This window comes from Pelagibius sp. 7325 (genome assembly GCF_037652055.1).
Taxonomy (GTDB): Bacteria; Pseudomonadota; Alphaproteobacteria; order Kiloniellales; family Kiloniellaceae; genus Pelagibius.
This window is the reverse complement of sequence record NZ_JBBKAH010000010.1, coordinates 1-21,452: the sequence shown is the minus strand read 5'-3', so window position 1 is coordinate 21,452 and position 21,452 is coordinate 1. Positions and strand designations below refer to the sequence as shown.

Sequence of the window (21,452 nt, the reverse complement as noted above, 5' to 3'; positions counted from 1 at the left end):
TTCGAAGACGGCCACTGAGAGGGTTTTCCGCTCCCTGGAGGAAGATGCCAATTCTCCTCCTATGGACCTGAAACGCCTGACGTTCGAGGAAGCGCTGGCCGCCGCACCGGACTTCCAGGCCATGCTCCACCTGTGGAACAGCAAGCGCCGTGGCGCGCCGCTGCCGGACTGGTCTGATTTCGAATTTGCGGATTTCCGCGGCTGGCATGCCGACATTGTCCTGAGCGTCTTCGACTCGGACGCGCCGGACCCCTATTTCGTCCTGTCCGGCGAGACCTTCACGCAGGCCTTGGATTTCAATGTGAAGGGCGTGCACTTCAGCGAGGGTTGGCCGCGTCTCTTCGACCTGCAGTTCCGGGAACACTTCGGCGCGATCAGGCGGAGCGGCCTGATCGGCCTCACCGAAGGCAGGATCGCGATCTCGGCCAGGAACTTCCTGTCGATCAGGGTTCTGGAACTGCCCGTTCGGGCCAGCGGCGACGACGTCGGGCGCCTGATCCACGTGGTCAGGGTGTTCAGCGAGTAAGATGCCGAGGCAGGCAGAAGCCGTTCCGCGACTTACCCCCAGAAACCGGCACCTACCCACAGTCCTTCTGCCGTGACTCGACTCGCTCCCGGCGGGCAGAATGGCGCCCATGTCCCACGCTGATTTCGTCCACCTGCGGGTCCACTCGGCCTATTCGCTCTCGGAAGGCGCGATCCCGGTAAAGACCCTGGTGAAGCTCTGCAAGGGGCAGGGGATGCCGGCAGTCGCCGTGACCGACACCGGCAACCTGTTCGGCGCCCTGGAGTTCGCCCAGACCGCCCAGAAGGAGGGCGTGCAGCCGATCATCGGCTGCCAGCTCCACATTACGCGCGAGTCCGCCAGCCCGGAATTTGGCGAGCCGCGCAACGCGACCGCGCCGGCGCCCGACCCGATCGTCCTGCTGGTGCAGAACCAGAAGGGCTACGAGAACCTCATGCGCCTGGTCTCGCGGGCCTTCCTGGAGAGCGAGCCCAGCGAGGCCGCCCAGGTAAGCCTCGCGGTCCTGACCGAGCACGCCGAGGGACTGCTGGCGCTGACCGGCGGGCCGGACGGTGCCGTCGGGCGCCTGCTGGCCGGCGCGCAGAAGGATGCCGCGGCGGCGATGCTGAAGCGCCTCGCCGGGATCTTCCCGGGCCGCCTCTACGTCGAGCTGCAGCGCCACGGCCTGCCGGTCGAGGCGCAGATCGAGCCCGGCCTGCTGGAGCTGGCCTACAGCCAGGACATCCCCCTGGTCGCCACCAACGAGGCCTTCTTCCCCACGGCCGACGACTACGAGGCGCACGACGCCCTGCTGTGCATCGCCGGGGGCGCCTACATCGCCCAGAGTGACCGCCGGCGGCTGACCCCGGAGCATGCTTTCAAGAGTGCCGCGGAGATGCGAGCGCTTTTCGCCGACCTGCCCGAGGCGGTCGACAACACCCTGGTGATCGCCCGGCGCTGCGCCTACTTCCCGGAGTTCGTCAGTCCGATCCTGCCGCCCTTCGCCACCGAAGGCGGGCGCAGCGAGAAGGAAGAACTGCAGGCGCAGGCCGAGGGCGGCCTGGAGCACCGCCTGGAGACCATCGTCTACCGCGAGGGCATGGACCAGGCGGCGCGCGAGGCCGCGGCCAGACCCTATCGCGAACGTCTGGCGTTCGAGTTGGGCGTCATCCAGGAGATGGGCTTTGCCGGCTACTTCCTCATCGTCGCCGACTTCATCAAGTGGGCCAAGGGCCAGGACATCCCGGTCGGGCCGGGGCGCGGCTCGGGCGCCGGCTCGGTGGTCGCCTGGGCACTGACCATCACCGACCTCGACCCGCTGCGCTTCGCGCTGCTGTTCGAGCGCTTCCTCAATCCCGAGCGCGTGTCGATGCCCGACTTCGACATCGACTTCTGCCAGGACCGCCGCGACGAGGTGATCCGCTACGTGCAGAAGAAGTACGGCAAAGACCGCGTCGCGCAGATCATCACCTTTGGCAAGCTGCAGGCGCGCGCGGCGCTGCGCGATGTCGGCCGCGTGCTGCAGATGCCCTATCCTCAGGTCGACCGCATCTGCAAGCTGGTGCCCAACAACCCGGCCAACCCGGTGACCCTGCAGCAGGCGATCGACGGCGAGCCGGTGCTGCAGGAGATGCGCCGCGAGGACGAGTCGGTCGACAAGCTGCTGACCATCGCGCTGCGCATCGAGGGGCTCTACCGCCACGCCTCGACCCATGCCGCCGGCGTGGTGATCGGCGACCGGCCGCTCGACCAGCTGGTTCCGCTCTATCGCGATCCGCGCTCCGACATGCCGGTGACGCAGTTCAACATGAAGTTCGTCGAACAAGCGGGCCTGGTGAAGTTCGACTTCCTGGGCCTAAAGACTCTGACCGTGCTGCAGCGCGGCTGCGAGCTGCTCGCCCGCCGCGGCGTCGAGGTCGATCTCTCGCTGATCCCGCTCGACGACCAGAAAAGTTTCGAGATGATGAGCCGCGGTGACACGACCGGCGTGTTCCAGTTTGAATCTTCAGGCATGCGCAGCCTGCTGCGCGAGGCGCGCGTCGATACCTTCGAAGACATCATCGCCCTCGTGGCGCTCTATCGCCCGGGCCCGATGGAGAACATCCCCAAGTACGTCGCCTGCAAGCACGGTAAGGAACAGCCCGAGGTTCTGCACGAGACCATTGAGCCGGTGGTGAAGGACACCTACGGCGTCATCATCTACCAGGAACAGGTGATGCAGATCGCCCAGGTCTTCGCCGACTATACGCTCGGCCAGGCGGATCTGCTGCGCCGCGCCATGGGCAAGAAGATCAAGGCGGAGATGGACGCCCAGCGCGACATCTTCGTGAAGGGCGCGACCGCCAAGGGTGTCACCAAGGACCGCGCCTCCTACGTCTTCGACCTGGTCGACAAGTTCGCCGGCTACGGCTTCAACAAGGCCCACTCGGCCGGCTACGCCCTGGTCGCCTACCAGACCGCCTACCTGAAGGCCAACTACCCGGTCGAGTTCCTCGCCGCGTCGATGACCTACGAGATGGGCAACACCGACAAGCTGAACGTGTTCCGCCAGGAGCTGCAGCGCCTCGGCGTGCCCCTGCTGCCGCCCGACATCAACCGCTCGGAGCCGGACTTCAGCGTCGAGGTGATGGCGGACGGCACGCCGGCGATCCGCTACGCGCTGGCGGCATTGAAGAACGTCGGCGCCAATGCCATGGCCGCGGTGGTGGCCGAGCGTCAGGCCAAGGGACCGTTCAAGAGCCTGGCCGACTTCGCCAACCGGCTGGATGCCAGGCTGATCAACAAGCGCCAGATCGAGAACCTCGCCTGCGCCGGCGCGTTCGACGCGCTGAGCCCGAACCGGGCCCAGGTGTTCCACGCCGCCGAGACCATCGTGCGCCACGCCAGTGCCGCCGCCAGCGAGCGCGACAGCGCCCAGGTGAACCTCTTCGGCGGTGCCGAGAGCGGCGGCCCGGCGCCGCTGCCGCTGCCGCCGGTCGAGGACTGGCCGGGCATGGAGCGGCTGCGCCACGAGTTCGACGCCATCGGCTTCTACCTCTCGGCCCACCCGCTGGATACCTACGGCACCACACTGGAGAAGGTGAAGGCGATCACCTATGCCCAGCTGAAGGCGGCCGGCGGCGGCCACTTCACCCTGGCCGGCATCGTCATCGGCAAGCGCGAGATCAACAACCGCAAGGGCCACCGCATGGCCTTCGTGCAGTTCTCCGACGCCACCGGGGTCTACGAGGTGACGCTGTTCTCGGAGACGCTCGGCCAGTGCCGCGAGCTGCTGGAGGGCGGCCAGACCCTGCTGCTGAGGGTCTCGGCGGAGGCGCGCGAGGAGGACGAGCCGCGGCTGACCGCGCAGTCGCTGGAGCCGCTCGACGCCGCCGCCGCGCGGGCCTCCAAGGGCCTCGACATCCACCTCGCGACGCCCGGGCCGCTGGAGAGCCTGAAGACCCTGCTGGCCCGCGAGGGCAGGGGCAGGGGGCATATCCGCCTCATCGTCGCCCTCGAGGACGGCCAGGAGCTGGAGTTCGACCTCGGCCAGTCCTACCGCCTATCGCCGGAGATCCGCCAGGCCATCAAGGCGGTGCCCGGCGTGGTCATGCAGGATCGCTAAAATCACCCCATCGCTAAAATCACCATGGTGGATCCACACCGGTTGCGCAGGGCCATGGCGGACTGTGCTAGCTTGCGCCGCGGCTCATGAGGCCATGCGGGGTGCCTGTCGATGGAATTGAAAATGCGTAGTCCGGATTGTTCTTCAAACAGATGCAGAGGCGCCCGACCGGCATGACGGGAGCCCTGAGTGCGGCCCTGCTGAAGCGGCTGCTGAAGTCCTACATCCGCGGCGGCGCGCTGCAGGTGATCGATCACACCGGGCGGACGATCGTCGCGGGCGACGGCAGCGCGCCGGCGCTCACCCTGCGATTCAAGAACGCGGCCATCGTCAGGAAGCTGGCGCTCAATCCGGCGCTTCACCTGCCCGAAGGCTACATGAACGGCGATATCGAGATCGAGGGCGGCTCGATCTACGACTTTCTGCTGCTGCTGAAGAAGAGTCGCGGCAGCGCGAAGAAGCCCGGGGCGGAGGGCTGGAACAAGGCCTTCCAGAAAGTGATCCGGCGGCTGTTTCAGTTCAATCCGGCGCGCGTGGCCTCCCGCAACGCGCGCCACCACTACGATCTCAACGCCGATATGTACCGGCTGTTTCTCGACGCCGACATGCAATATTCCTGCGCGTACTTCGAGAAGGAAAGCGACGACCTGGAGACCGCGCAGGCCGCCAAGAAGCGCCACATCGCCGCAAAGCTGTGCATCGAACCGGGCATGCGCGTGCTCGACATCGGCTGCGGCTGGGGCGGCATGGGGATTTATCTCGCCCGGGAATGCGGTGCCGAGGTGGTGGGGGTCACCCTGTCGCCGGAGCAGCGGCGCATCGCCGAGGCGCGGGCCCTGGAGGCCGGCGTCGCAGACCGTGTCCGCTTTGTGGAACGGGATTACCGGGCCGTCGAAGGGCCCTTCGACCGGATCGTCTCGGTCGGCATGTTCGAGCATGTCGGCGTCGCGCACTACGCGACGTTCTTTCAGAAGATCCGCGAACTCCTCACCGCGGACGGCATTGCGCTGCTGCACACCATCGCGCGCCGCAACGGGCCCAGCGCCACCAACCCGTTTATCCGCAAGTACATCTTTCCCGGCGGCTATTCGCCGGCCATTTCCGAGATCATCCCGCGCATCGAGCAGACGCGGATGTTCATCAATGACATCGAGGTGTGGCGCGATCACTACGGCCATACCTGCCGTCACTGGCGGGAGCGCTTCGCGGCCAACCGCACGCGGGCCGCGGCGCTCTACGACGAGCGCTTCTGTCGCATGTGGGAGTTCTACCTGGCCACCAGCGAACTGACCTTCATGCAAGGCAGCCACATCGTGACCCAGATTCAATTGAGCAAATCCCGCGACGCGGTTCCCCGGACCCGCAACTACATCGAGGCCTGGGAAACGCGCCACCCGATCGGCAACTGAAGGCCGTGCCGGCCATGCCCCGGCGCCGGGCCGGCCCAGGTTTTCCCTTGCGTTTTGGCCGTCCGGGGGGTATTTCCCGCCCATTATCAATCTCACACGTGGGCATTGCGGCCGTCGGGGAGACATCCCGAACAGTCGCTCCGGTGTCTGAAATCTCTTATTTTCCAGCATTCTAGCGGAAAGTTTTGAGATCAGATGACAGGCCTGCGGTGGACCAACCGGAGAAGATCTCATGGCGCTTCCGAGCCCCTCGATGCGTCAGCTTTTGGAAGCTGGCGTTCACTTTGGACACACCACCCGTCGCTGGAATCCGCGCATGGCCCCCTACATTTTCGGGGCCCGCAACGGTATCCACATCATCGACCTTGAGCAGACCGTTCCGCTGCTGAACCAGGCCCTGGTCACCGTGCGCGACGTCGTCGCCGGCGGCGGCCGCGTGCTCTTCGTCGGCACCAAGCGCCAGGCCAGCGACAAGGTGGCCGAGGCGGCCAAGCGCTGCGGCCAGTACTACGTGAACCACCGCTGGCTGGGCGGCATGCTGACCAACTGGAAGACCATCTCCCACTCGATCAAGCGCCTGCGCACGGTCGAGGAGCAGCTGTCGGGCGAGCAGGTCGGCCTGACCAAGAAGGAAGTCCTGATGCTGACGCGCGAGCGCGACAAGCTGGAGCGCGCGCTGGGCGGCATCAAGGAGATGGGCGGCCTGCCGGACGTGCTGTTCGTGATCGATACGAACAAGGAGCACATCGCCGTCGAAGAGGCGGGCAACCTGAACATCCCGGTGATCGGCGTGCTCGACTCCAACTCCAATCCGGACGGCGTGACCTTCCCGGTGCCGGGCAACGACGACGCGCTGCGCGCCATCGGCCTGTACTGCGATCTCATCGCCGACGCCGTCCTGGACGGCATCCAGGCCGAGATGACCGCCAGCGGCGCCGACATCGGCGAGTCCGCCGACGGTCCGGTCGAGGCCCTGCCGGAAGAGGCCGAGGCGGCCGCCGCCCCGGCGGCCGAAGAGGCCGCGCCGCAGGCCTGATTCCGACTCTTGCCTCGGGGAAGCCGGCCTACGCCGGTTTCCCCGAACGGCAATGAAATTCCTGTAAAACGAAGCGCCCTTTCAGGGGGCGTTCGAGACTTGAAGAAAGAAGGATTCCGTCATGGCTGAAATTACAGCGGCGCTGGTCAAAGAGCTGCGTGAGACCTCCGGCGCGGGGATGATGGATTGCAAGAAGGCGCTGACCGAGAGCGGCGGCGACGTGGACGCTGCCGTCGACTGGCTGCGCAAAAAGGGTCTTGCAGCCGCCGCCAAGAAGGCCGGCCGCGTGGCCGCCGAGGGCCTGGTCGGCGTGGCCGCCGAGGGCACCAAGGGCGCGGTGGTCGAGGTCAACTCCGAGACCGACTTCGTCGCCCGCAACGAGACCTTCCAGGATTTCGTCACCAAGGTGGCCGGCGTCGCCCTGGAAGTCGGCGGCGACGTCGACGCCATCAAGGCGGCCAAGTTCCCCGGCGGCTCGAACACCGTCGGCGACGCGCTGACCGACATGATCGCCAAGATCGGCGAGAACATGAACCTGCGCCGTGCCGCCAGCATCACCGTCGACGACGGGGTGGTGTGCTCCTACATCCACAACCAGACGGCGCCGGGCCTCGGCAAGATCGCCGTGCTGGTCGGCCTCGAGTCCAAGGGCGACAAGGCCAAGCTGGAGGCCCTCGGCAAGCAGCTCGCCATGCACGTGGCCGCCGCGCAGCCCCAGGCCGTGAACCGTGACGGCGTCGACGCCTCCGCCCTGGATCGCGAACGCGACGTGCTGAGCGATCAGGCGCGCGCCAGCGGCAAGCCCGAGGACATCATCGCCAAGATGGTCGAAGGCCGCCTGCGCAAGTTCTACGAGGAAGTCGTCCTGCTGGAGCAGGTCTTCGTCATCGATGGCGAGACCAAGATCAGCAAGGTGCTGGAAGCCGCCGCCAAGGACGTCGGCGCCCCGGTCGCCGTCGCCGGCTTCGTGCGCCTGCAGCTCGGCGAGGGCGTCGAGCGCGAGGAGCAGGACTTCGCCGCCGAAGTCGCCGCCACCCTCGGCGGCTGATTTCGGAACAGCTGGTTCGGGGCGGCTGACATAGACTTTTCCCGGCCGCGGCCACCGTTTCGCCTTGATTGCGTGTCAAAAGGCAGCGGTGCCGCGGGGGGATCGTCGCCACCCTGGCATGACGCGTGCGGGCGCATTACGATGTGCCCGCTTCCACCGGCGGGCAAGCTGATCGAACCTCCGGCCGCCGGCGCCCGCCGCCGGGCTTGTTCAGGTGCCAGAGTTCAAAAAAAGGGGCTCATGTCCAAATCACCAAAACGGGCCGACAGCCCCCTCAAGTACCAGCGCGTCCTGCTGAAAATCTCCGGCGAGGCCCTGATGGGCGACCGCGAGTACGGCCTCGATGCCGGCATGGTCGCGCAGATCGCGAACGACGTCGCCAAGGTGCGCAGCCTGGGTGTCGATGTCTGCCTGGTGGTCGGCGGCGGCAACATCTTCCGCGGCGTCTCGGGGGCGGCCCGGGGCATGGAGCGTGCTCAGGCGGACTACATGGGTATGCTGGCGACCGTCATCAACGCGCTGGCCCTGCAGAACGCCCTGGACAACATCGGCTGCGACACCCGGGTGCAGTCGGCCATCCCCATGTCCACGGTGGCCGAGCCTTACATCCGCCGCCGCGCCGTGCGCCACATGGAAAAGGGACGGGTGGTGATCTTCGCCGCCGGCACCGGCAACCCCTATTTCACGACGGATACGGCGGCCGCCCTGCGCGCCTCGGAAATGGGCTGCGACGTGCTGCTGAAGGGCACGAAGGTGGACGGTGTCTACGACTCCGACCCGGCCAAGAACCCGAACGCCAAGCGCTATGACACGCTCGGCTACATGCGGGTGCTGACCGACGATCTGGGCGTCATGGACCACGCCGCCATCTCGCTTGCCCGCGAAAACGCTATCCCTATCCTGGTGTTCTCAATATACAAACCGGGCGCCTTTGCCGAGGTATTGGCTGGCGAAGGCTGCTTCACGCTGGTCAAGAACGAGGAATAACCCGTGGCTGATCCTGATCTACGCGACATCTCGCGCCGCATGGACGGCGCCATCGAGGCGCTTCACAAGGAATTCGCCGGCCTGCGCACAGGCCGCGCCTCCGTCGGCCTCGTCGAGCCGATCCACGTCGAGGCCTACGGTGCCAGCATGCCTCTGAACCAGGTCGCCTCGGTCAGCGTGCCGGAGCCGCGCATGGTGACGATTCAGGTGTGGGACCGTGGCATGGTCGGCGCCGTCGAGAAGGCGATTCGCGAGTCGGGCCTGGGGCTCAACCCGGCGACCGACGGCCAGCTGGTCCGTGTGCCGATCCCGGCGCTGTCGGAAGAGCGCCGCGTCGAGCTCACCAAGATCGCCGGGAAGTACGCCGAACAGGCGCGCGTGGCCGTGCGCAACGTGCGCCGCGACGGCATGGAAATGCTGAAGAAGATGGAAAAGGACCACGAGATCTCCAAGGACGAGCACCATCACTGGTCCGAGCAGATCCAGACCCTGACGGACAAGCACATCAAGGCGGTGGACGACGCCCTGGCGCAGAAAGAAGAAGAAATTCTGCAGGTTTAGGCTCCCTCGAATTCGGTCGACCCCGGCGGTTCCTGGTTGGATCGGCCCCGGTCGGTGAAGGCAATGGACGACGCACGTTTCTCTCCCGATCAGGCATCGCCGCGGCACGTCGCGATCATCATGGACGGCAACGGCCGCTGGGCGAACGCCCGCGGCCTGCCGCGGACCCTCGGACACCGCCAGGGCGCGGAGGCCGTGCGCCGCTGCATCACCGGCGCCATGGAGATGGGCATCCCCTTCCTGACGCTCTTCGGTTTCTCTTCGGAGAACTGGCGCCGCTCCAGCCGCGAGGTCGACGACCTCATGGGCCTGCTGCGGCGCTACCTGCAGAGCGAGATCGCCGAGTTCCACAAGAACGGGATTCGCCTCCGGGTGATCGGCGAGCGCGACCGTCTGCCGGGCGACATCGTGCGGCTGATCGACGACGCGGAGAAGCGTACCAGCGAGAACGAGGCCCTGACCCTGGTGATCGCCATCAGCTACGGCGGACGTCAGGAGATCGCCGCCGCGGCCCGCCAGTTCGCGGCCGCCGTGGCCGCCGGCGAGTTGGCACCGGAGGACATCGACGAGGATACCTTCGGCGCCGGCCTGCTCACCGCCGGCATCCCCGATCCCGACATGGTGATCCGCACCTCCGGCGAGCAGCGCCTCAGCAACTTCCTGCTGTGGCAGTCGGCCTATAGCGAGTTCATCTTCGTCGACAAGCTGTGGCCGGACTTCGACAAGAGCGACCTCGAAGCCGCCGTCGCGGAGTTCCGCCGGCGCGAGCGACGCTACGGCGCGGCCGCCGAATCCCTCTAGGGCCGCTTCCTTGCTGCTGACCCGGATCCTCTCCGCGCTGGTTCTCGCGCCGCTGATTCTGCTCGACATCTATGCCGGCGGCCTTTGGCTGGACGGCCTCATGATGGTGGCGGCCGGCCTGATGGGCTGGGAGTGGGCGCGCATGACCGGCGAGGGGCACCCCGGCCCCGGCGGCATCGTGGCAATCGCCGCGCTTGTCGGCGTGCCGCTCGCCTTCGCCTTCGGCGTGTCGCAGCATGCGCTGTGGGAGCTGCTGCTCGGCACGGCGGTCGCGGCGGCGGTCACCTGGTACACCCGGCCACCCCAGGCGCTGTGGATCGCGCTCGGCACGCTCTACATCGGCATCGCCTGCCTGTCGTTCCTGTGGCTGCGCAACGTGCCCGAAGAGGGCCGCAACCTGGTGTTCTGGCTGCTCGCCGTGGTGTGGGCGACGGACATCGGCGCCTACTTCGCTGGGCGCGGCATCGGCGGGCCGAAGCTGGCGCCGAAGATCAGTCCCAACAAGACCTGGGCGGGTCTCATCGGCGGCGCGCTGTCGGCCGGCCTCGTGGGCGTGTTGGCGGCCGGCTTTCTGGGTCGCGAGGCCATGCTGCTGGTGGTCGGCGGCATGCTGCTCGCGGTGATTGCGCAGGGTGGGGATCTTCTGGAATCCTGGTGCAAGCGCCGCTTCGGGGTGAAGGATTCCAGTCACATCATCCCCGGACATGGTGGTATCCTGGATCGTGTAGACGGATTGCTGGCGGTGCTGCCCGTCGCCTTCCTGTATTTTTGGGCAGTGAAGGATACAATCTGACATGTCTTTGGCGTCCGCCTCGCCGAAACGCGCCAGCCAGCCGCGTCGGCTTTCCATCCTCGGCTCGACCGGCTCGATCGGCTGCAGCACGCTGGATCTGGTGGAGCGCAACCCGCAGGCCTTCACCATCGAGGCGTTGACGGCCAATCGCTCGGTCGCGCGCCTGGCCATGCAGGCCAAGCGCTTTGGCGCGCGCCTTGCCGTGGTGGCCGACGAGAGCGCCTATGCGGACCTGAAGGAAGCGCTGTCGGGCAGCGGCATCGAGGTCGCGGCCGGGGCCGCGGCGGTGGCCGAGGCGGCGGGGCGGCCGACCGACTGGCTGATGTCGGCCATCGTGGGCGCTGCCGGCCTGGCGCCGACCCTGGCGGCGATCCGCCAGGGCACCGTGGTGGGGCTCGCCAACAAGGAGACCCTGGTCTGCGCCGGCAGCCTGATGACCGCCGAGGTGCGCCGCTGCGGCGCTCAGCTGTTGCCCGTCGATTCGGAGCATAACGCGATCTTCCAGGTGCTCGACCTGGAGCAGCCCGAGAGCGTCGACCGCCTCATCCTGACGGCCTCCGGCGGCCCGTTCCGCACCCTGAGCCGCGCCGACATGGCGGCGGTGACGCCGGCCCAGGCCGTGGCCCATCCGAACTGGGACATGGGGGCGAAGATCTCGGTCGACTCCGCAACCATGATGAACAAGGGCCTGGAACTGATCGAGGCGCATTTCCTCTTCGACATGCCGGAGCCGCGCATCGACATCCTGGTGCATCCCGAATCGGTCATTCATTCGATGGTCTCCTACGTCGACGGCTCGGTGCTGGCGCAGCTCGGCCAGCCGGACATGCGCACGCCCATCGCCTATGCCCTGGCCTGGCCGGAGCGCATGGCGACGCCGGTCGAGCGCCTCGACCTGGCGGCCATCGGCCGGCTGACCTTCGAGCCCCCGGACGATCAGCGCTTCCCGGCGCTGCGGCTGGCGCGCGAGGCGCTGAGGGCCGGCGGCACCGCGCCGATCACCCTCAATGCCGCGAACGAGGAGGCGGTGGCCGCCTTCCTCGCCGGGCGCCTTGGCTTCCTCGGCATTCCGGAAGTGGTCGAGCGCACGCTGGAGACCCATCCCAGCATCCCTCTGGGCAGCCTCGAGGAGGTCGAGGCGGTCGACGCGCTGGCCCGCCGCACGGCCCGCGGCCTGCTTGAAGCTCGCGCCCCCAGCGCCTAAGTCAGACCCCCGGGCGTTCGTTGGGGTCCTTTCTTTGGTAACCGTTTTACGCTATCTAGCTGGAACCGTTTGCGGACGCCGCCACCGCTTTGGCGGGCGGCGCGTAATCCTGTAGGGCCCCGCCGGGCAGCGGATCCGCCCAGCCCCGCGGGCCCGGGGCCGCCTCGTCCTAATACGCAACTTTAGGAATGCGCTGTAAATCATGGATTTTTCCGGAGGATTCCTCGGCACCATCGTGCCATTCCTGCTGGTGCTCACCGCTCTGGTCTTCGTCCACGAGCTTGGCCACTACCTGATCGCGCGGTGGAACGGCGTGCGGGTCGAGGTCTTCTCCATCGGCTTCGGGCCGGAGATCTTCGGCTGGAATGACAGGGCCGGCACCCGCTGGAAATTCAGCATGGTCCCGCTGGGCGGCTACGTGAAGATGTTCGGCGATGCCAATGCCGCCAGCATGCCCGCCGACGGCTCCGAAACCATGAGCGCCGAGGAGCGCGCGGTGGCCTTCCCGCACAAGCGGCTGGGACAGCGCGCGGCCATCGTTTCGGCAGGCCCGATCGCCAACTTCCTGTTCGCCATTGTCCTGCTGGCGGGACTCTTCAGCATCGTCGGCCAGCCCTTCACCCCGGCCGTGGTCGGCGAGGTGATGCAGGACTCCGCGGCGGAGGCCGGTGGCTTCGCGCCGGGCGACGAGATCCTCGCGGTGAACGGCACGTCGATCGAGCGTTTCGAAGAACTGCAGGCCTATGTCGCGTTGCGCCCCGGAGAGCCGCTGACCTTCACGGTGAAGCGCGGCATTGAGGAGATCACGCTACAGGCGACCCCGAAGCGCGAGGTGGTGCCTAACGCGCTGGGCGAGGAGCAGGAGATCGGGCGCCTGGGGCTGCAGCGCAGCGGCGTGGAATACGCCCGCCACGGTCCGGTCGATGCTGTATGGCAGGCGACCCGCCAGACCGTCGCGATCGTCGATCAGACCTTCACTGCGCTCGGCCAAATCATTCGCGGCGACCGCGGCACCGACGAGCTCGGCGGCCCGATCCGCATCGCGCAGATGTCGGGCCAGGCGGCTGAACTCGGTTTTGCGACGCTGGTCTACTTCGCTGCGGTGTTGTCGATCAACCTGGGTTTGATCAATTTGTTTCCGGTGCCGATGCTGGACGGCGGGCACCTGATGTTCTACGCGATCGAGGCCGTGCGGGGGCGGCCGCTGGGCGAAAGGGCGCAAGAATACGGTTTTCGGATCGGTTTGGCTCTGGTATTGACCTTGATGGTGGTCGTGACCTGGAACGACCTGCTTCGGTTCGATGGTTTAGTGAGCTTCGTTAAAGGCCTGGTGACTTAAAGCGCGGTCGCCAAGACCGCACCAGCGCCACGGGGGAAGGACAAGAGAACGTGTTTCGCGGACGGTTGTTCGTCGTCGTTTTGGCGTGCCTGCTGTCCTGTGCAGCATCGCTCTTTCTTCCGCAAAGCGTGGTTGCGCAGTCGATCCTCTCGGGAGGGCGCATCGATGCCATCCGGGTCGAAGGCACCCAGCGCATCGAAGCCGCCACGGTACGTTCCTACATGCGGGTCAATCCCGGCGACCCCTTCGATCCCGTCCGTCTCGACGATTCCCTGAAGAATCTCTTCGCCACCGGCCTCTTCGCCGACGTCCGCCTGGAGCGCGAAGGTAATGTCCTGGTGGTTGTCGTCGACGAGAATCCGATCGTCAACCGCATCGCCTTCGAGGGCAACGACCGCATCGACGACGATACGCTGGCGCAGGAAATCGAACTGCGGCCGCGCGTGGTCTTCACCCGCACCAAGGTGCAGAGCGACACGCAGCGTATCCTCGAGATCTACCGCCGCTCCGGCCGCTTCGCGGCGACCGTCGAGCCGAAGGTCATCCAGCTGGAGCAGAACCGCGTCGACCTGGCCTTCGAAATCAACGAAGGCCCGCTGACCTCGATCCGTTCGATCAACTTCATCGGCAACCGCGAGTACTCCGACTCAACACTGCGTGACGAGGTGACGACCACCGAGGCGTCGTTCTGGAACTTCTTCACCAGCGCCGACACCTACGATCCGGACCGCCTGACCTTCGACCGCGAACTCCTGCGACGCTTCTATCTGAACGAAGGCTATGCCGACTTTCGCGTCGTCTCCGTCATCGCCGAGCTCACACCGGACCAGCAGGATTTCATCGTCACCTTCACGGTGGAAGAGGGACCGCGCTACCGTTTCGGCAAGATCGGATTGCAGACCGGCCTGCGCAATCTCGACCCGGAAGTCCTGCGCAGCGAGTTGACCACGGAAGAAGGTGACTGGTACGACGCCAGCGAGGTCGACAAGACCATTGAGGTCCTGACCGATGCGGTCGGCGACCTCGGCTACGCTTTCGTCGACATCCGACCGCGCGTGCAGCGCGACCGCGACAACCTCACCATCGATATCGTCTACGACATTCAGGAAGGCCCGAAGGTCTTCGTCGAGCGGATCGACATCGAGGGCAACGTCCGCACCCTGGACCGGGTGATTCGCCGCGAGTTCCGTCTGGTCGAAGGCGACGCCTTCAATACTTCGAAACTGCGGCGCTCGCGTCAGCGCGTGCAGAATCTCGGATTCTTCAAGACTGTGACCGTCGAGAACGAGCCCGGCAGCGCCCCGGACCGCACCATCGTAAAAGTCGATATCGAAGAGCAGTCGACCGGCGACGTGACCTTCGGCGCCGGCTTCTCCTCGGCCAACGGTCCGATCGGCAACATCGGCATTCGCGAGCGCAACCTGCTCGGCCGCGGCCAGGACCTGCGGCTCGGCTTCACCCTGGCCGGCGAGGCCTCGGAACTCGACTTCAGCTTCACGGAACCCTATTTCCTCGACCGCAACCTGGCGGCCGGTGTCGATCTCTACCGCGTGACCACCGACCGCGAAGACGAGAGCTCCTACGAAGAAGAGCGCATCGGCGGCTCGCTCCGCGGTGGTTTCAACATTACGGACGAGCTGCGCAACGTCGTCCGCTACACCCTGGAAAACCGCGACATCACCGACGTCGATAGCGATGCCTCGCTGCTGGTGCGCTCGGAAGAAGGGGCCACGATGCGTTCGGGTGTCAGCAACGAGCTTACCTACGATACCCGCGATTCCCGTTTCGACCCGCGCGAAGGTTTCATAACCAGTCTGCGCACGGAGTTTTTCGGCCTGGGCGGCGACGTGACCTTCGCGCGTGCCACGGCATCGGCGGGCTACTATTATACGGTGTTCGAGGATTACACTCTCAGCGTCCGCGGCAGCGGTGGCACCATGACCGGCATCGGCGAGGATACCCTGATCTCGGACCGCTTCTTCAAAGGTGGCGGACAGCCCCGCGGCTTCGAGTACGGCGGCATCGGTCCGCGCGATGCGGCCACGGACGACTCCCTCGGCGGCAAGCATTTCTATACCGGTACCGTCGAGGCTTCCTTCCCGCTGTCCCTACCGTTCGACCTGGATATCCGCGGCCGCGTCTTTACCGACATCGGCGCCGCCTGGGCGATCGACGACAACAGTATCCCGGTGGACGTGCAGGATTCCTCGTCGCCGCGCGTCACCGTCGGCACCGGCATTTCCTGGAATTCGCCCTTTGGTCCGGTGGTGGTCGATCTCGGCCTGGCCCTGGTCAAAGAGGATTTCGACGAGACCGAAATCTTCAGCTTTAGCTTCGGAACGCAGTTCTAGACCCGATGAAAAGGCTCCGCTGCTGGTCTGCGCGCCTGGCCGCACTCCTTCTCGTAGCTGCGGTGACGGTGGGGCCTGTGCGCGCGCAGGTCGACCGGCCGGCCATGGTCGGCGTCATCGACATCCAGGGCGTGCTGCGTGCCTCCACCGCGGTGCAGAATCTCTCGGCGGAGATCGAGGCGCAGCGCGAAGAGGCCCAGGCCGCCATCCAGGATCGCGAGGAGGCCCTGCGTGCGGCCGATCAGGACCTGGCGCAGCGCCGCGCCAGCCTGTCGCCGGAAGCCTATGCGCAGGAGCGCAGTAAGCTGGAGACCGAGGGCGTCGCACTGCAGCGCCAGCTGCAGGAGGAGCGCCGCCGGCTCGACCAGCGCTTCAGCCAGGGTATGGCGCAGATCCAGCAGGTTCTGCTGCAGATTTCGCAGGATATCGCCAGCGAGAACGATCTTGATCTCATCGTGGCTAAAACCACTGTTATCATAGTCCGCTCGGAGTTCGACTTCACCGACGAGGCATTGCAGCGGCTGAACGCCGTCCTGAAGGACGTGCCGCTGCCGCCGACGCAGAATTGACGCGCAGCGTTGGCTGTCCGAGTCTGACTGCCAGAGTCTGAAAAAGGTGCCGCATGGCTGATCCCAGGTTCTTCGACAATGCAGGCCCTTTCACGCTTGCCGCCCTGGCGGGGATCGCTGAAGCCGAGCTACAGCCCGGCGCCGACGGCGAGCGCAGCTTCGCCGACGTGGCGCCGCTGGACAGCGCCGGCCCGGACGATGTGAGCTTCCTCGACAACCGACGCTATCTGGGGCAGTTCGCCGAGAGCAAGGCCGGCGCCTGCATCGTGTCACCGGAACTCGCCGAGCGGGCGCCGCCGGGGATGCTGCTGCTGCTGGCCCGGCGGCCCTACCGGGGCTACGCCAAGGTCGCCCAGGCTTTCTACCCGCTGCCGCGACCGCGTCCGGGGGTGCATCCCTCCGCCGTGGTCGATCCCTCCGCCAGCGTCGGCGAAGGCAGCGAACTGGGCGCCGGCGTCGTGGTCGGCCCTGGCGCCGAGATCGGGCGCGGCTGCCGCATCGAGGCCAACACCGTGGTCGGCGAAGCGGTCAGCATCGGCGACGCCACCGTCATCGGCCCCAATGTCTCCCTGGCCTATTGCCGGATCGGGCGCGCCTGCCAGATTCACGCCGGCGCGCGAATCGGCACCCGGGGATTCGGCTTTTCCATGGATCCGGAGGGCTTTGTCGATGTCCCCCAACTGGGCCGCGTGATCGTCGAGGATGGCGTCGAAATCGGAGCCAACACCACGATCGACCGTGGCGCCGGCCCGGACACCGTAATCGGGGCCGGGGCGAAGATTGATAATCTGGTGCAGATCGGGCACAACGTGCGCATCGGGCGCGGCTGCGTCCTGGTGGCCCAGTCCGGCGTGGCCGGCAGCACCGTGCTGCAGGACTTCGTTGCCGTCGCCGCCCAGGCCGGAATCTCCGGCCATCTGAAGATCGGTGCCGGCGCGCAGATTGGCGCAAAGTCCGGCGTTATGCGCGACATTCCGAGCGGCATGCAGGTGCTCGGCAGTCCCGCTCGGCCGGTGCGGGAGTTTTTCCGGCTTTGCGCCTTGTGGGATCGGGAGTTGAAGGCAAGAGGCAAGAAGAAGGATGAATAAAGAAACCCCCGAGCAGCAGCCGGCGGATAAGCAGCAGAAGCTGGGCCCGCTCAACGTACACGAGATCATGGGGCTGCTGCCCCATCGCTATCCCTTCCTGTTGATCGATCGCCTGGAGGACATCGTCCCCGGCGAGAGCGCGACCGGCCTCAAGAACGTCACTATCAACGAGCCCTTCTTCCAGGGGCATTTCCCCGCCCAGGCGGTCATGCCGGGCGTGCTGATCGTCGAAGCCATGGCGCAGAGCGCCGCCGCGCTGGTCATGTACACCCTCGGGGAGGAAGCGCATGGCAAGGTCGTATACTTCATGTCCGTCGACGACGCGCGCTTCCGCAAGCCGGTGGTGCCGGGCGATACGCTGAAGATCCACGTCACCCGCATCCAGAACCGGCGCAGTGTCTGGAAGTTCCAGGGCGAAGCCAAGGTCGAGGGCGTGCTAGTCGCAAACGCGAGCTTTTCTGCCATGATCATGGGCTACTGATGCCGGATATCCATGCAACCGCCATCGTCGATCCCGCGGCGCAGATCGCCGAAGGTTGTGTCGTCGGCCCCTATTGTGTCGTCGGGCCGCACGTCAGCCTGGGTGAGGGGGTGCGGCTGCACAGCCACGTGGTGATCGATGGGCGCACGACCGTCGGCGCGCGCACCCAGATCTATCCTTTTTCCTCGATCGGCCAGCCGCCTCAGGATCTCAAGTACAAGGGCGAACCCTCGGAACTGCGCCTCGGCACCGACAACGTCATTCGTGAACACGTCACCATGAATACCGGCACCGAGGGGGGCGGCATGGTGACCCGGATCGGCAACCGCTGCCTCTTCATGCCCGGCAGCCACGTCGCCCATGATTGCCGCATCGGCGACAACGTGATCATGGCCAACCACACGACCCTGGCCGGTCACGTCGTTCTGGAGGACCATGTCATCATGGGCGGCCTCTCCGGCGCGCAGCAGTTCGTGCGGATCGGGCGCGGCGCCATCATCGGCGCCATGGCCGGCGCCAAGAGCGACGTCATTCCCTACGGCATGGTGATGGGACGCCCGGGCCTCTTGGCCGGCCTCAACCTGGTCGGCCTCAAGCGGGCCGGCGTCGACTCGAAGGAAATCCAGGCCCTGATGAAGGCCTACGAGCACCTCTTCGGCACCGAAGGCACCTTCGCCGAGCGCATCGACACCGTGGCCGAATCCTACGGCGGCCGCGCCACCGTCGACGCCGTGGTCGGCTTCCTGCGCGCCGAAACCTCGCGCCCGATCCTGCGGCCGGAAGAGGATTGATGGCCCGGCCGCCGGGAACGGGGCCGCTCGGTATCGTTGCCGGTGGCGGATCGCTTCCTCGCCGGCTCGTCGAGGTCTGCCGCGACAGCGGCCGCGGCGCTTTCGTCATCGCCATCGAGGGACACACCGACCCCGCCACGGTCGCCGGCACCGACCACCTGTGGATCCGCATGGGCCAGAGCGAGAAGGCGATCGGCGCCCTGCGTGCCGCCGGCGCCGAGGAACTCGTCCTGGTCGGCGCCGTGAAGCGGCCGAGCATGACCGAGCTCCGGCCCGACCGCCTGACCTTCAAGTTCTTCGCCAGGATCGGCTTCAAGGCGCTGGGCGACGACGGTCTGCTGGGCGCCGTGGTCAAGGCCCTGGAGGCCGAGGGCTTCACCCTGCGCGGCGTCGACGAGTTCCTCGCCGATCTGCTGGCCCAGGAAGGCTGCCTGGGGCAGGTGGTGCCGGACGAAGCGGCCTGGCGGGACATCCGCCGCGGCATCGAGGTGGTGCGCGCCATGGGCGCCGCCGACGTCGGCCAGGCCACGGTGATCCAGGACGGCCTGGTGCTGGGGGTCGAGGCGGTGGAGGGCACCGACGCCCTGCTGGCACGCTGCGGACCGCTGCGCCGGGCCGGGCCGGGCGGCGTGCTGGTGAAGCTCAGCAAGCCGGGCCAGGAACGCCGCGCCGATCTGCCGACCATCGGCGTGAGGACCGTCGCGGAAGCCGCCGCCGCCGGCCTGCGCGGCATCGCTGTGGAGGCCGGCGCCACCCTGGTGGTGGACGCGCCGGCGGTGGCCGAGGCGGCCGACCGGGCGGGACTGTTCCTCGTCGGCATCCGCGCCGCGTCGTCATGACCGGGCCCGCCCCGTCAGACGCGGATCCGGCGGCCGCCCCGCTGATCTTTCTGATCGCCGGCGAGCCTTCGGGCGACCAGTTGGGCGCCCGCCTGATGGCGGCGCTGCGGGAGGAGACCGGGGGGCGGGTGCGTTTCGCCGGCGTCGGCGGAGAGCAGATGACGGCGGAGGGGCTGAAGAGCCGCTTTCCGATCCACGAGCTGGCGGTGATGGGGCTGATCGAGGTGCTGCCGCACCTCTTTGTGATCCTGAGGCGCATGCGCGAAACCGTGACGGCGATCCGCGCCCTGCATCCCGATGCCGTGGTCACCATCGACTCGCCGAGCTTCACCCTGGAGATCGCCCAGCGCCTGCACGGTGAGGGCATCCCGCTGATCCACTACGTGGCGCCGCAGGTCTGGGCCTGGAAGCCGTGGCGGGCCAAGAAGATCGCCCGCTACCTCGACCACCTGCTGGTGCTGCTGCCCTTCGAGCCGCCGTACTTCGAGCGCCACGGCCTGGCGACCCACTTCGTCGGCCACCCCGCCGTGGAGGCCGCCGCGGCTGGGCTGGCCCCGGAAGAGCCGCAAGGCCCGCCACGCTTGCTGGTGCTGCCGGGCAGCCGCAAGGGCGAGGTGAAGAAGCTGCTGCCGGTCTTCGCCGCGGTGGTGCGCGGCCTGGCGCCGCGGCATCCGGGCCTGAAGGTGGTCATCCCGACGGTGGAAACCGTGGAGGATATGGTGCGCGCACAGACCGCCGACTGGCCTGTCCCGGTCGCGGTGGTGCGCGGCGCCGAAGCCAAGGCGCAGGCCTTCCGGGCGGCGACGGCGGCCCTGGCGGCTTCCGGCACCGTCGCCCTGGAGCTCGCCGTCGCCAAGGTGCCGACCGTGGTGGCCTACCGCTTCGCCGGCATCGTCGGGCTGCTGCCGCCCTCGCTGCTGGGCGTTCCCTTTGTCAGCCTGGCCAACCTCATCGCCGGGCGCGAGGTGCAGCCGGAATACCTGCAGCGCCGCTGCCGCAGCGAGCATCTGCTGCCCGCCGTCGAGCGCCTGCTGAGCGACCCGGTCGCCCGCGCCGACCAGCGCCAGGGCTACCGCGGCGTGGTCGAAGCCTTGACCCCGCCCGAGGGCTCACCCAGCCGTGCGGCGGCCAAGTGCATTCTGGACAGCCTGAAGGGCTGAAATCATCGGGAATTGGGTAACACTTGGACGAGCTGCGTGCGATATGCGTGGCTCTAGTCAAGGTTTCGATAGGCGACATATGCGCCGCCCAAAATGATGATCACACCAAGCGCTAAGGTTTCATAGGCCCTGTACCTTAGGGTCGTTTCCTTTCCGGTTACCATCAGCAGGCGATCCCGCCCTAGGCTCAACAACAGCCAGACAACTGCCGCAACCGCGCCCACTGATGGAATGCTCAGAATGAAAGGCAAGATCACTTCGCCCCCCGCCTCACCAGGGACGGCCATATCGGGCTTAAAGAACACCAACAGGAGATAGCAAACGGCGTAAAACGCAGCGGCCACGTAGGTGATTGGATGTTCGAAGCCTGCCGTTCCGCATGACACTTTAAAACTGAGGTAGGTAGCGGCCCCCATGGCGCAAAATGCGGCTGGAAGGAGCCCCAAATAATATCGATAACCCCACCGCTTGAAGAGCCAGGCCATCGGCGCGGCATGGATGAGGACAATAAGCAGAAAAAAGAAAACGAACGACCCGATCAGCTCTCCTGTGCTGCACTCGTCCATCGGCTGACTGTCCTTCTGACTTCGTCACGAATGGACAGTCGCCTGACGGCGTCGCCCCCTTACAAAGGTAACCTAAAGAGGCGCCGCGCGAACACCGATTAAGGCTGCCCGCAAAAGGAAAGGGCGCCGCTGCTCTTGGCAGGGCGCCCTTTCTTTTAGTCTCGAGCGTTGCGGATCAGCGCTTGTCGAGCGGGATGTACTCGCGCTTGGTTTCGCCGTGGTAGAGCTGGCGCGGGCGGCTGATGCGCTGCTTGGGGTCCTCGATCATCTCGCGCCACTGGGCGACCCAGCCGACCGTGCGGGCGACGGCGAAGAGCACC

At 66.7% G+C, this 21,452-nt stretch carries 20 protein-coding genes; 18 read left to right on the top strand and 2 right to left on the bottom strand.

Features of this window, described 5'->3' with window-relative positions:
• Positions 1–61: 61 nt before the first annotated feature.
• From WDC82_RS19765 to lpxB, 18 genes are all read left to right on the top strand, one after another.
• On the top strand, positions 62–526 hold the full coding sequence (locus WDC82_RS19765; RefSeq protein ID WP_340119118.1) for a PAS domain-containing protein: 465 nt from the start codon (positions 62–64) through the stop codon (positions 524–526).
• A 109-nt stretch (positions 527–635) separates the two neighbouring features.
• Positions 636–4,109 carry a DNA polymerase III subunit alpha gene (gene dnaE / locus WDC82_RS19760; protein WP_340119117.1) on the top strand — a complete coding sequence of 1,158 codons (3,474 nt, stop codon included), beginning with the start codon at positions 636–638 and terminating at the stop codon, positions 4,107–4,109.
• 173 nt (positions 4,110–4,282) lie between these two features.
• Positions 4,283–5,518 carry a cyclopropane-fatty-acyl-phospholipid synthase family protein gene (locus WDC82_RS19755; protein ID WP_340119116.1) on the top strand — a complete coding sequence of 412 codons (1,236 nt, stop codon included), beginning with the start codon at positions 4,283–4,285 and terminating at the stop codon, positions 5,516–5,518.
• 232 nt (positions 5,519–5,750) lie between these two features.
• A complete protein-coding gene (gene rpsB, locus WDC82_RS19750; RefSeq protein WP_340119115.1) occupies positions 5,751–6,554 on the top strand; it encodes a 30S ribosomal protein S2 in 804 nt (267 codons plus the stop codon).
• Positions 6,555–6,675: 121 nt separating this feature from the next.
• The gene (gene tsf / locus WDC82_RS19745) at positions 6,676–7,602 is read left to right on the top strand and encodes a translation elongation factor Ts (RefSeq protein WP_340119114.1); all 927 of its coding nucleotides are present in this window, start codon (positions 6,676–6,678) and stop codon (positions 7,600–7,602) included.
• Between the two features lie 240 nt (positions 7,603–7,842).
• Positions 7,843–8,589 carry a UMP kinase gene (pyrH, locus tag WDC82_RS19740; RefSeq protein ID WP_340119113.1) on the top strand — a complete coding sequence of 249 codons (747 nt, stop codon included), beginning with the start codon at positions 7,843–7,845 and terminating at the stop codon, positions 8,587–8,589.
• Between the two features lie 3 nt (positions 8,590–8,592).
• Positions 8,593–9,150 (top strand): ribosome recycling factor, encoded by a 558-nt coding sequence (gene frr, locus WDC82_RS19735; RefSeq protein WP_340119112.1) that lies wholly within the window; start codon positions 8,593–8,595, stop codon positions 9,148–9,150.
• Positions 9,151–9,213: 63 nt separating this feature from the next.
• Positions 9,214–9,951: an isoprenyl transferase gene (locus tag WDC82_RS19730; protein WP_340119111.1), complete on the top strand. Its 738-nt coding sequence runs from the start codon at positions 9,214–9,216 to the stop codon at positions 9,949–9,951.
• Positions 9,952–9,961: 10 nt separating this feature from the next.
• Positions 9,962–10,744 (top strand): phosphatidate cytidylyltransferase, encoded by a 783-nt coding sequence (locus WDC82_RS19725; protein ID WP_340119110.1) that lies wholly within the window; start codon positions 9,962–9,964, stop codon positions 10,742–10,744.
• 1 nt (position 10,745) lies between these two features.
• Positions 10,746–11,948 carry a 1-deoxy-D-xylulose-5-phosphate reductoisomerase gene (locus WDC82_RS19720; protein ID WP_340119109.1) on the top strand — a complete coding sequence of 401 codons (1,203 nt, stop codon included), beginning with the start codon at positions 10,746–10,748 and terminating at the stop codon, positions 11,946–11,948.
• Between the two features lie 202 nt (positions 11,949–12,150).
• Positions 12,151–13,287 carry an RIP metalloprotease RseP gene (rseP, locus tag WDC82_RS19715; protein ID WP_340119108.1) on the top strand — a complete coding sequence of 379 codons (1,137 nt, stop codon included), beginning with the start codon at positions 12,151–12,153 and terminating at the stop codon, positions 13,285–13,287.
• Between the two features lie 128 nt (positions 13,288–13,415).
• Positions 13,416–15,638 (top strand): outer membrane protein assembly factor BamA, encoded by a 2,223-nt coding sequence (bamA, locus tag WDC82_RS19710; RefSeq protein WP_340119107.1) that lies wholly within the window; start codon positions 13,416–13,418, stop codon positions 15,636–15,638.
• 62 nt (positions 15,639–15,700) lie between these two features.
• Complete coding sequence (locus WDC82_RS19705) at positions 15,701–16,207, top strand: OmpH family outer membrane protein (RefSeq protein WP_340119106.1); 507 nt, start codon at positions 15,701–15,703, stop codon at positions 16,205–16,207.
• Between the two features lie 53 nt (positions 16,208–16,260).
• Positions 16,261–17,295, top strand: coding sequence for a UDP-3-O-(3-hydroxymyristoyl)glucosamine N-acyltransferase (lpxD, locus tag WDC82_RS19700; protein WP_340119105.1), 1,035 nt, complete (start codon positions 16,261–16,263; stop codon positions 17,293–17,295).
• Positions 17,288–17,776, top strand: coding sequence for a 3-hydroxyacyl-ACP dehydratase FabZ (gene fabZ / locus WDC82_RS19695; protein ID WP_340119104.1), 489 nt, complete (start codon positions 17,288–17,290; stop codon positions 17,774–17,776). Before lpxD ends, fabZ begins: the two co-directional genes overlap by 8 nt.
• Positions 17,776–18,567 carry an acyl-ACP--UDP-N-acetylglucosamine O-acyltransferase gene (gene lpxA / locus WDC82_RS19690; protein ID WP_340119103.1) on the top strand — a complete coding sequence of 264 codons (792 nt, stop codon included), beginning with the start codon at positions 17,776–17,778 and terminating at the stop codon, positions 18,565–18,567. The genes fabZ and lpxA overlap by 1 nt, the downstream gene beginning before the upstream one ends.
• Positions 18,567–19,406, top strand: a complete 840-nt coding sequence (locus WDC82_RS19685) for a UDP-2,3-diacylglucosamine diphosphatase LpxI domain-containing protein (RefSeq protein WP_340119102.1) — start codon at positions 18,567–18,569, stop codon at positions 19,404–19,406. The genes lpxA and WDC82_RS19685 overlap by 1 nt, the downstream gene beginning before the upstream one ends.
• Complete coding sequence (gene lpxB, locus WDC82_RS19680; protein WP_340119101.1) at positions 19,403–20,566, top strand: lipid-A-disaccharide synthase; 1,164 nt, start codon at positions 19,403–19,405, stop codon at positions 20,564–20,566. The genes WDC82_RS19685 and lpxB overlap by 4 nt, the downstream gene beginning before the upstream one ends.
• Before the next feature lie 53 nt (positions 20,567–20,619).
• Here the strand turns inward: lpxB and WDC82_RS19675 are convergent, their stop codons facing one another.
• Together WDC82_RS19675 and WDC82_RS19670 are read right to left on the bottom strand one after the other, a co-directional pair.
• Positions 20,620–21,132 (bottom strand): hypothetical protein, encoded by a 513-nt coding sequence (locus WDC82_RS19675; protein ID WP_340119100.1) that lies wholly within the window; start codon positions 21,130–21,132, stop codon positions 20,620–20,622.
• Positions 21,133–21,307: 175 nt separating this feature from the next.
• Positions 21,308–21,452: citrate/2-methylcitrate synthase (locus WDC82_RS19670; RefSeq protein ID WP_340119165.1), on the bottom strand; the 145-nt coding region annotated here is incomplete at its 5' end.

Bases quoted from the DNA above. Each gene is read 5' to 3' on its own strand.
- pyrH (WP_340119113.1), top strand. From the start codon at position 7,843: ATGTCCAAATCACCAAAACGGGCCGACAGCCCCCTCAAGTACCAGCGC.
- tsf (WP_340119114.1), top strand. From the start codon at position 6,676: ATGGCTGAAATTACAGCGGCGCTGGTCAAAGAGCTGCGTGAGACCTCC.
- lpxD (WP_340119105.1), top strand. From the start codon at position 16,261: ATGGCTGATCCCAGGTTCTTCGACAATGCAGGCCCTTTCACGCTTGCC.
- WDC82_RS19720 (WP_340119109.1), top strand. From the start codon at position 10,746: ATGTCTTTGGCGTCCGCCTCGCCGAAACGCGCCAGCCAGCCGCGTCGG.
- WDC82_RS19685 (WP_340119102.1), top strand. From the start codon at position 18,567: ATGGCCCGGCCGCCGGGAACGGGGCCGCTCGGTATCGTTGCCGGTGGC.
- rpsB (WP_340119115.1), top strand. From the start codon at position 5,751: ATGGCGCTTCCGAGCCCCTCGATGCGTCAGCTTTTGGAAGCTGGCGTT.
- WDC82_RS19755 (WP_340119116.1), top strand. From the start codon at position 4,283: ATGACGGGAGCCCTGAGTGCGGCCCTGCTGAAGCGGCTGCTGAAGTCC.
- lpxA (WP_340119103.1), top strand. From the start codon at position 17,776: ATGCCGGATATCCATGCAACCGCCATCGTCGATCCCGCGGCGCAGATC.
- dnaE (WP_340119117.1), top strand. From the start codon at position 636: ATGTCCCACGCTGATTTCGTCCACCTGCGGGTCCACTCGGCCTATTCG.
- fabZ (WP_340119104.1), top strand. From the start codon at position 17,288: ATGAATAAAGAAACCCCCGAGCAGCAGCCGGCGGATAAGCAGCAGAAG.
- WDC82_RS19765 (WP_340119118.1), top strand. From the start codon at position 62: ATGGACCTGAAACGCCTGACGTTCGAGGAAGCGCTGGCCGCCGCACCG.
- WDC82_RS19730 (WP_340119111.1), top strand. From the start codon at position 9,214: ATGGACGACGCACGTTTCTCTCCCGATCAGGCATCGCCGCGGCACGTC.
- WDC82_RS19675 (WP_340119100.1), bottom strand. From the start codon at position 21,132: ATGGACGAGTGCAGCACAGGAGAGCTGATCGGGTCGTTCGTTTTCTTT.
- rseP (WP_340119108.1), top strand. From the start codon at position 12,151: ATGGATTTTTCCGGAGGATTCCTCGGCACCATCGTGCCATTCCTGCTG.
- lpxB (WP_340119101.1), top strand. From the start codon at position 19,403: ATGACCGGGCCCGCCCCGTCAGACGCGGATCCGGCGGCCGCCCCGCTG.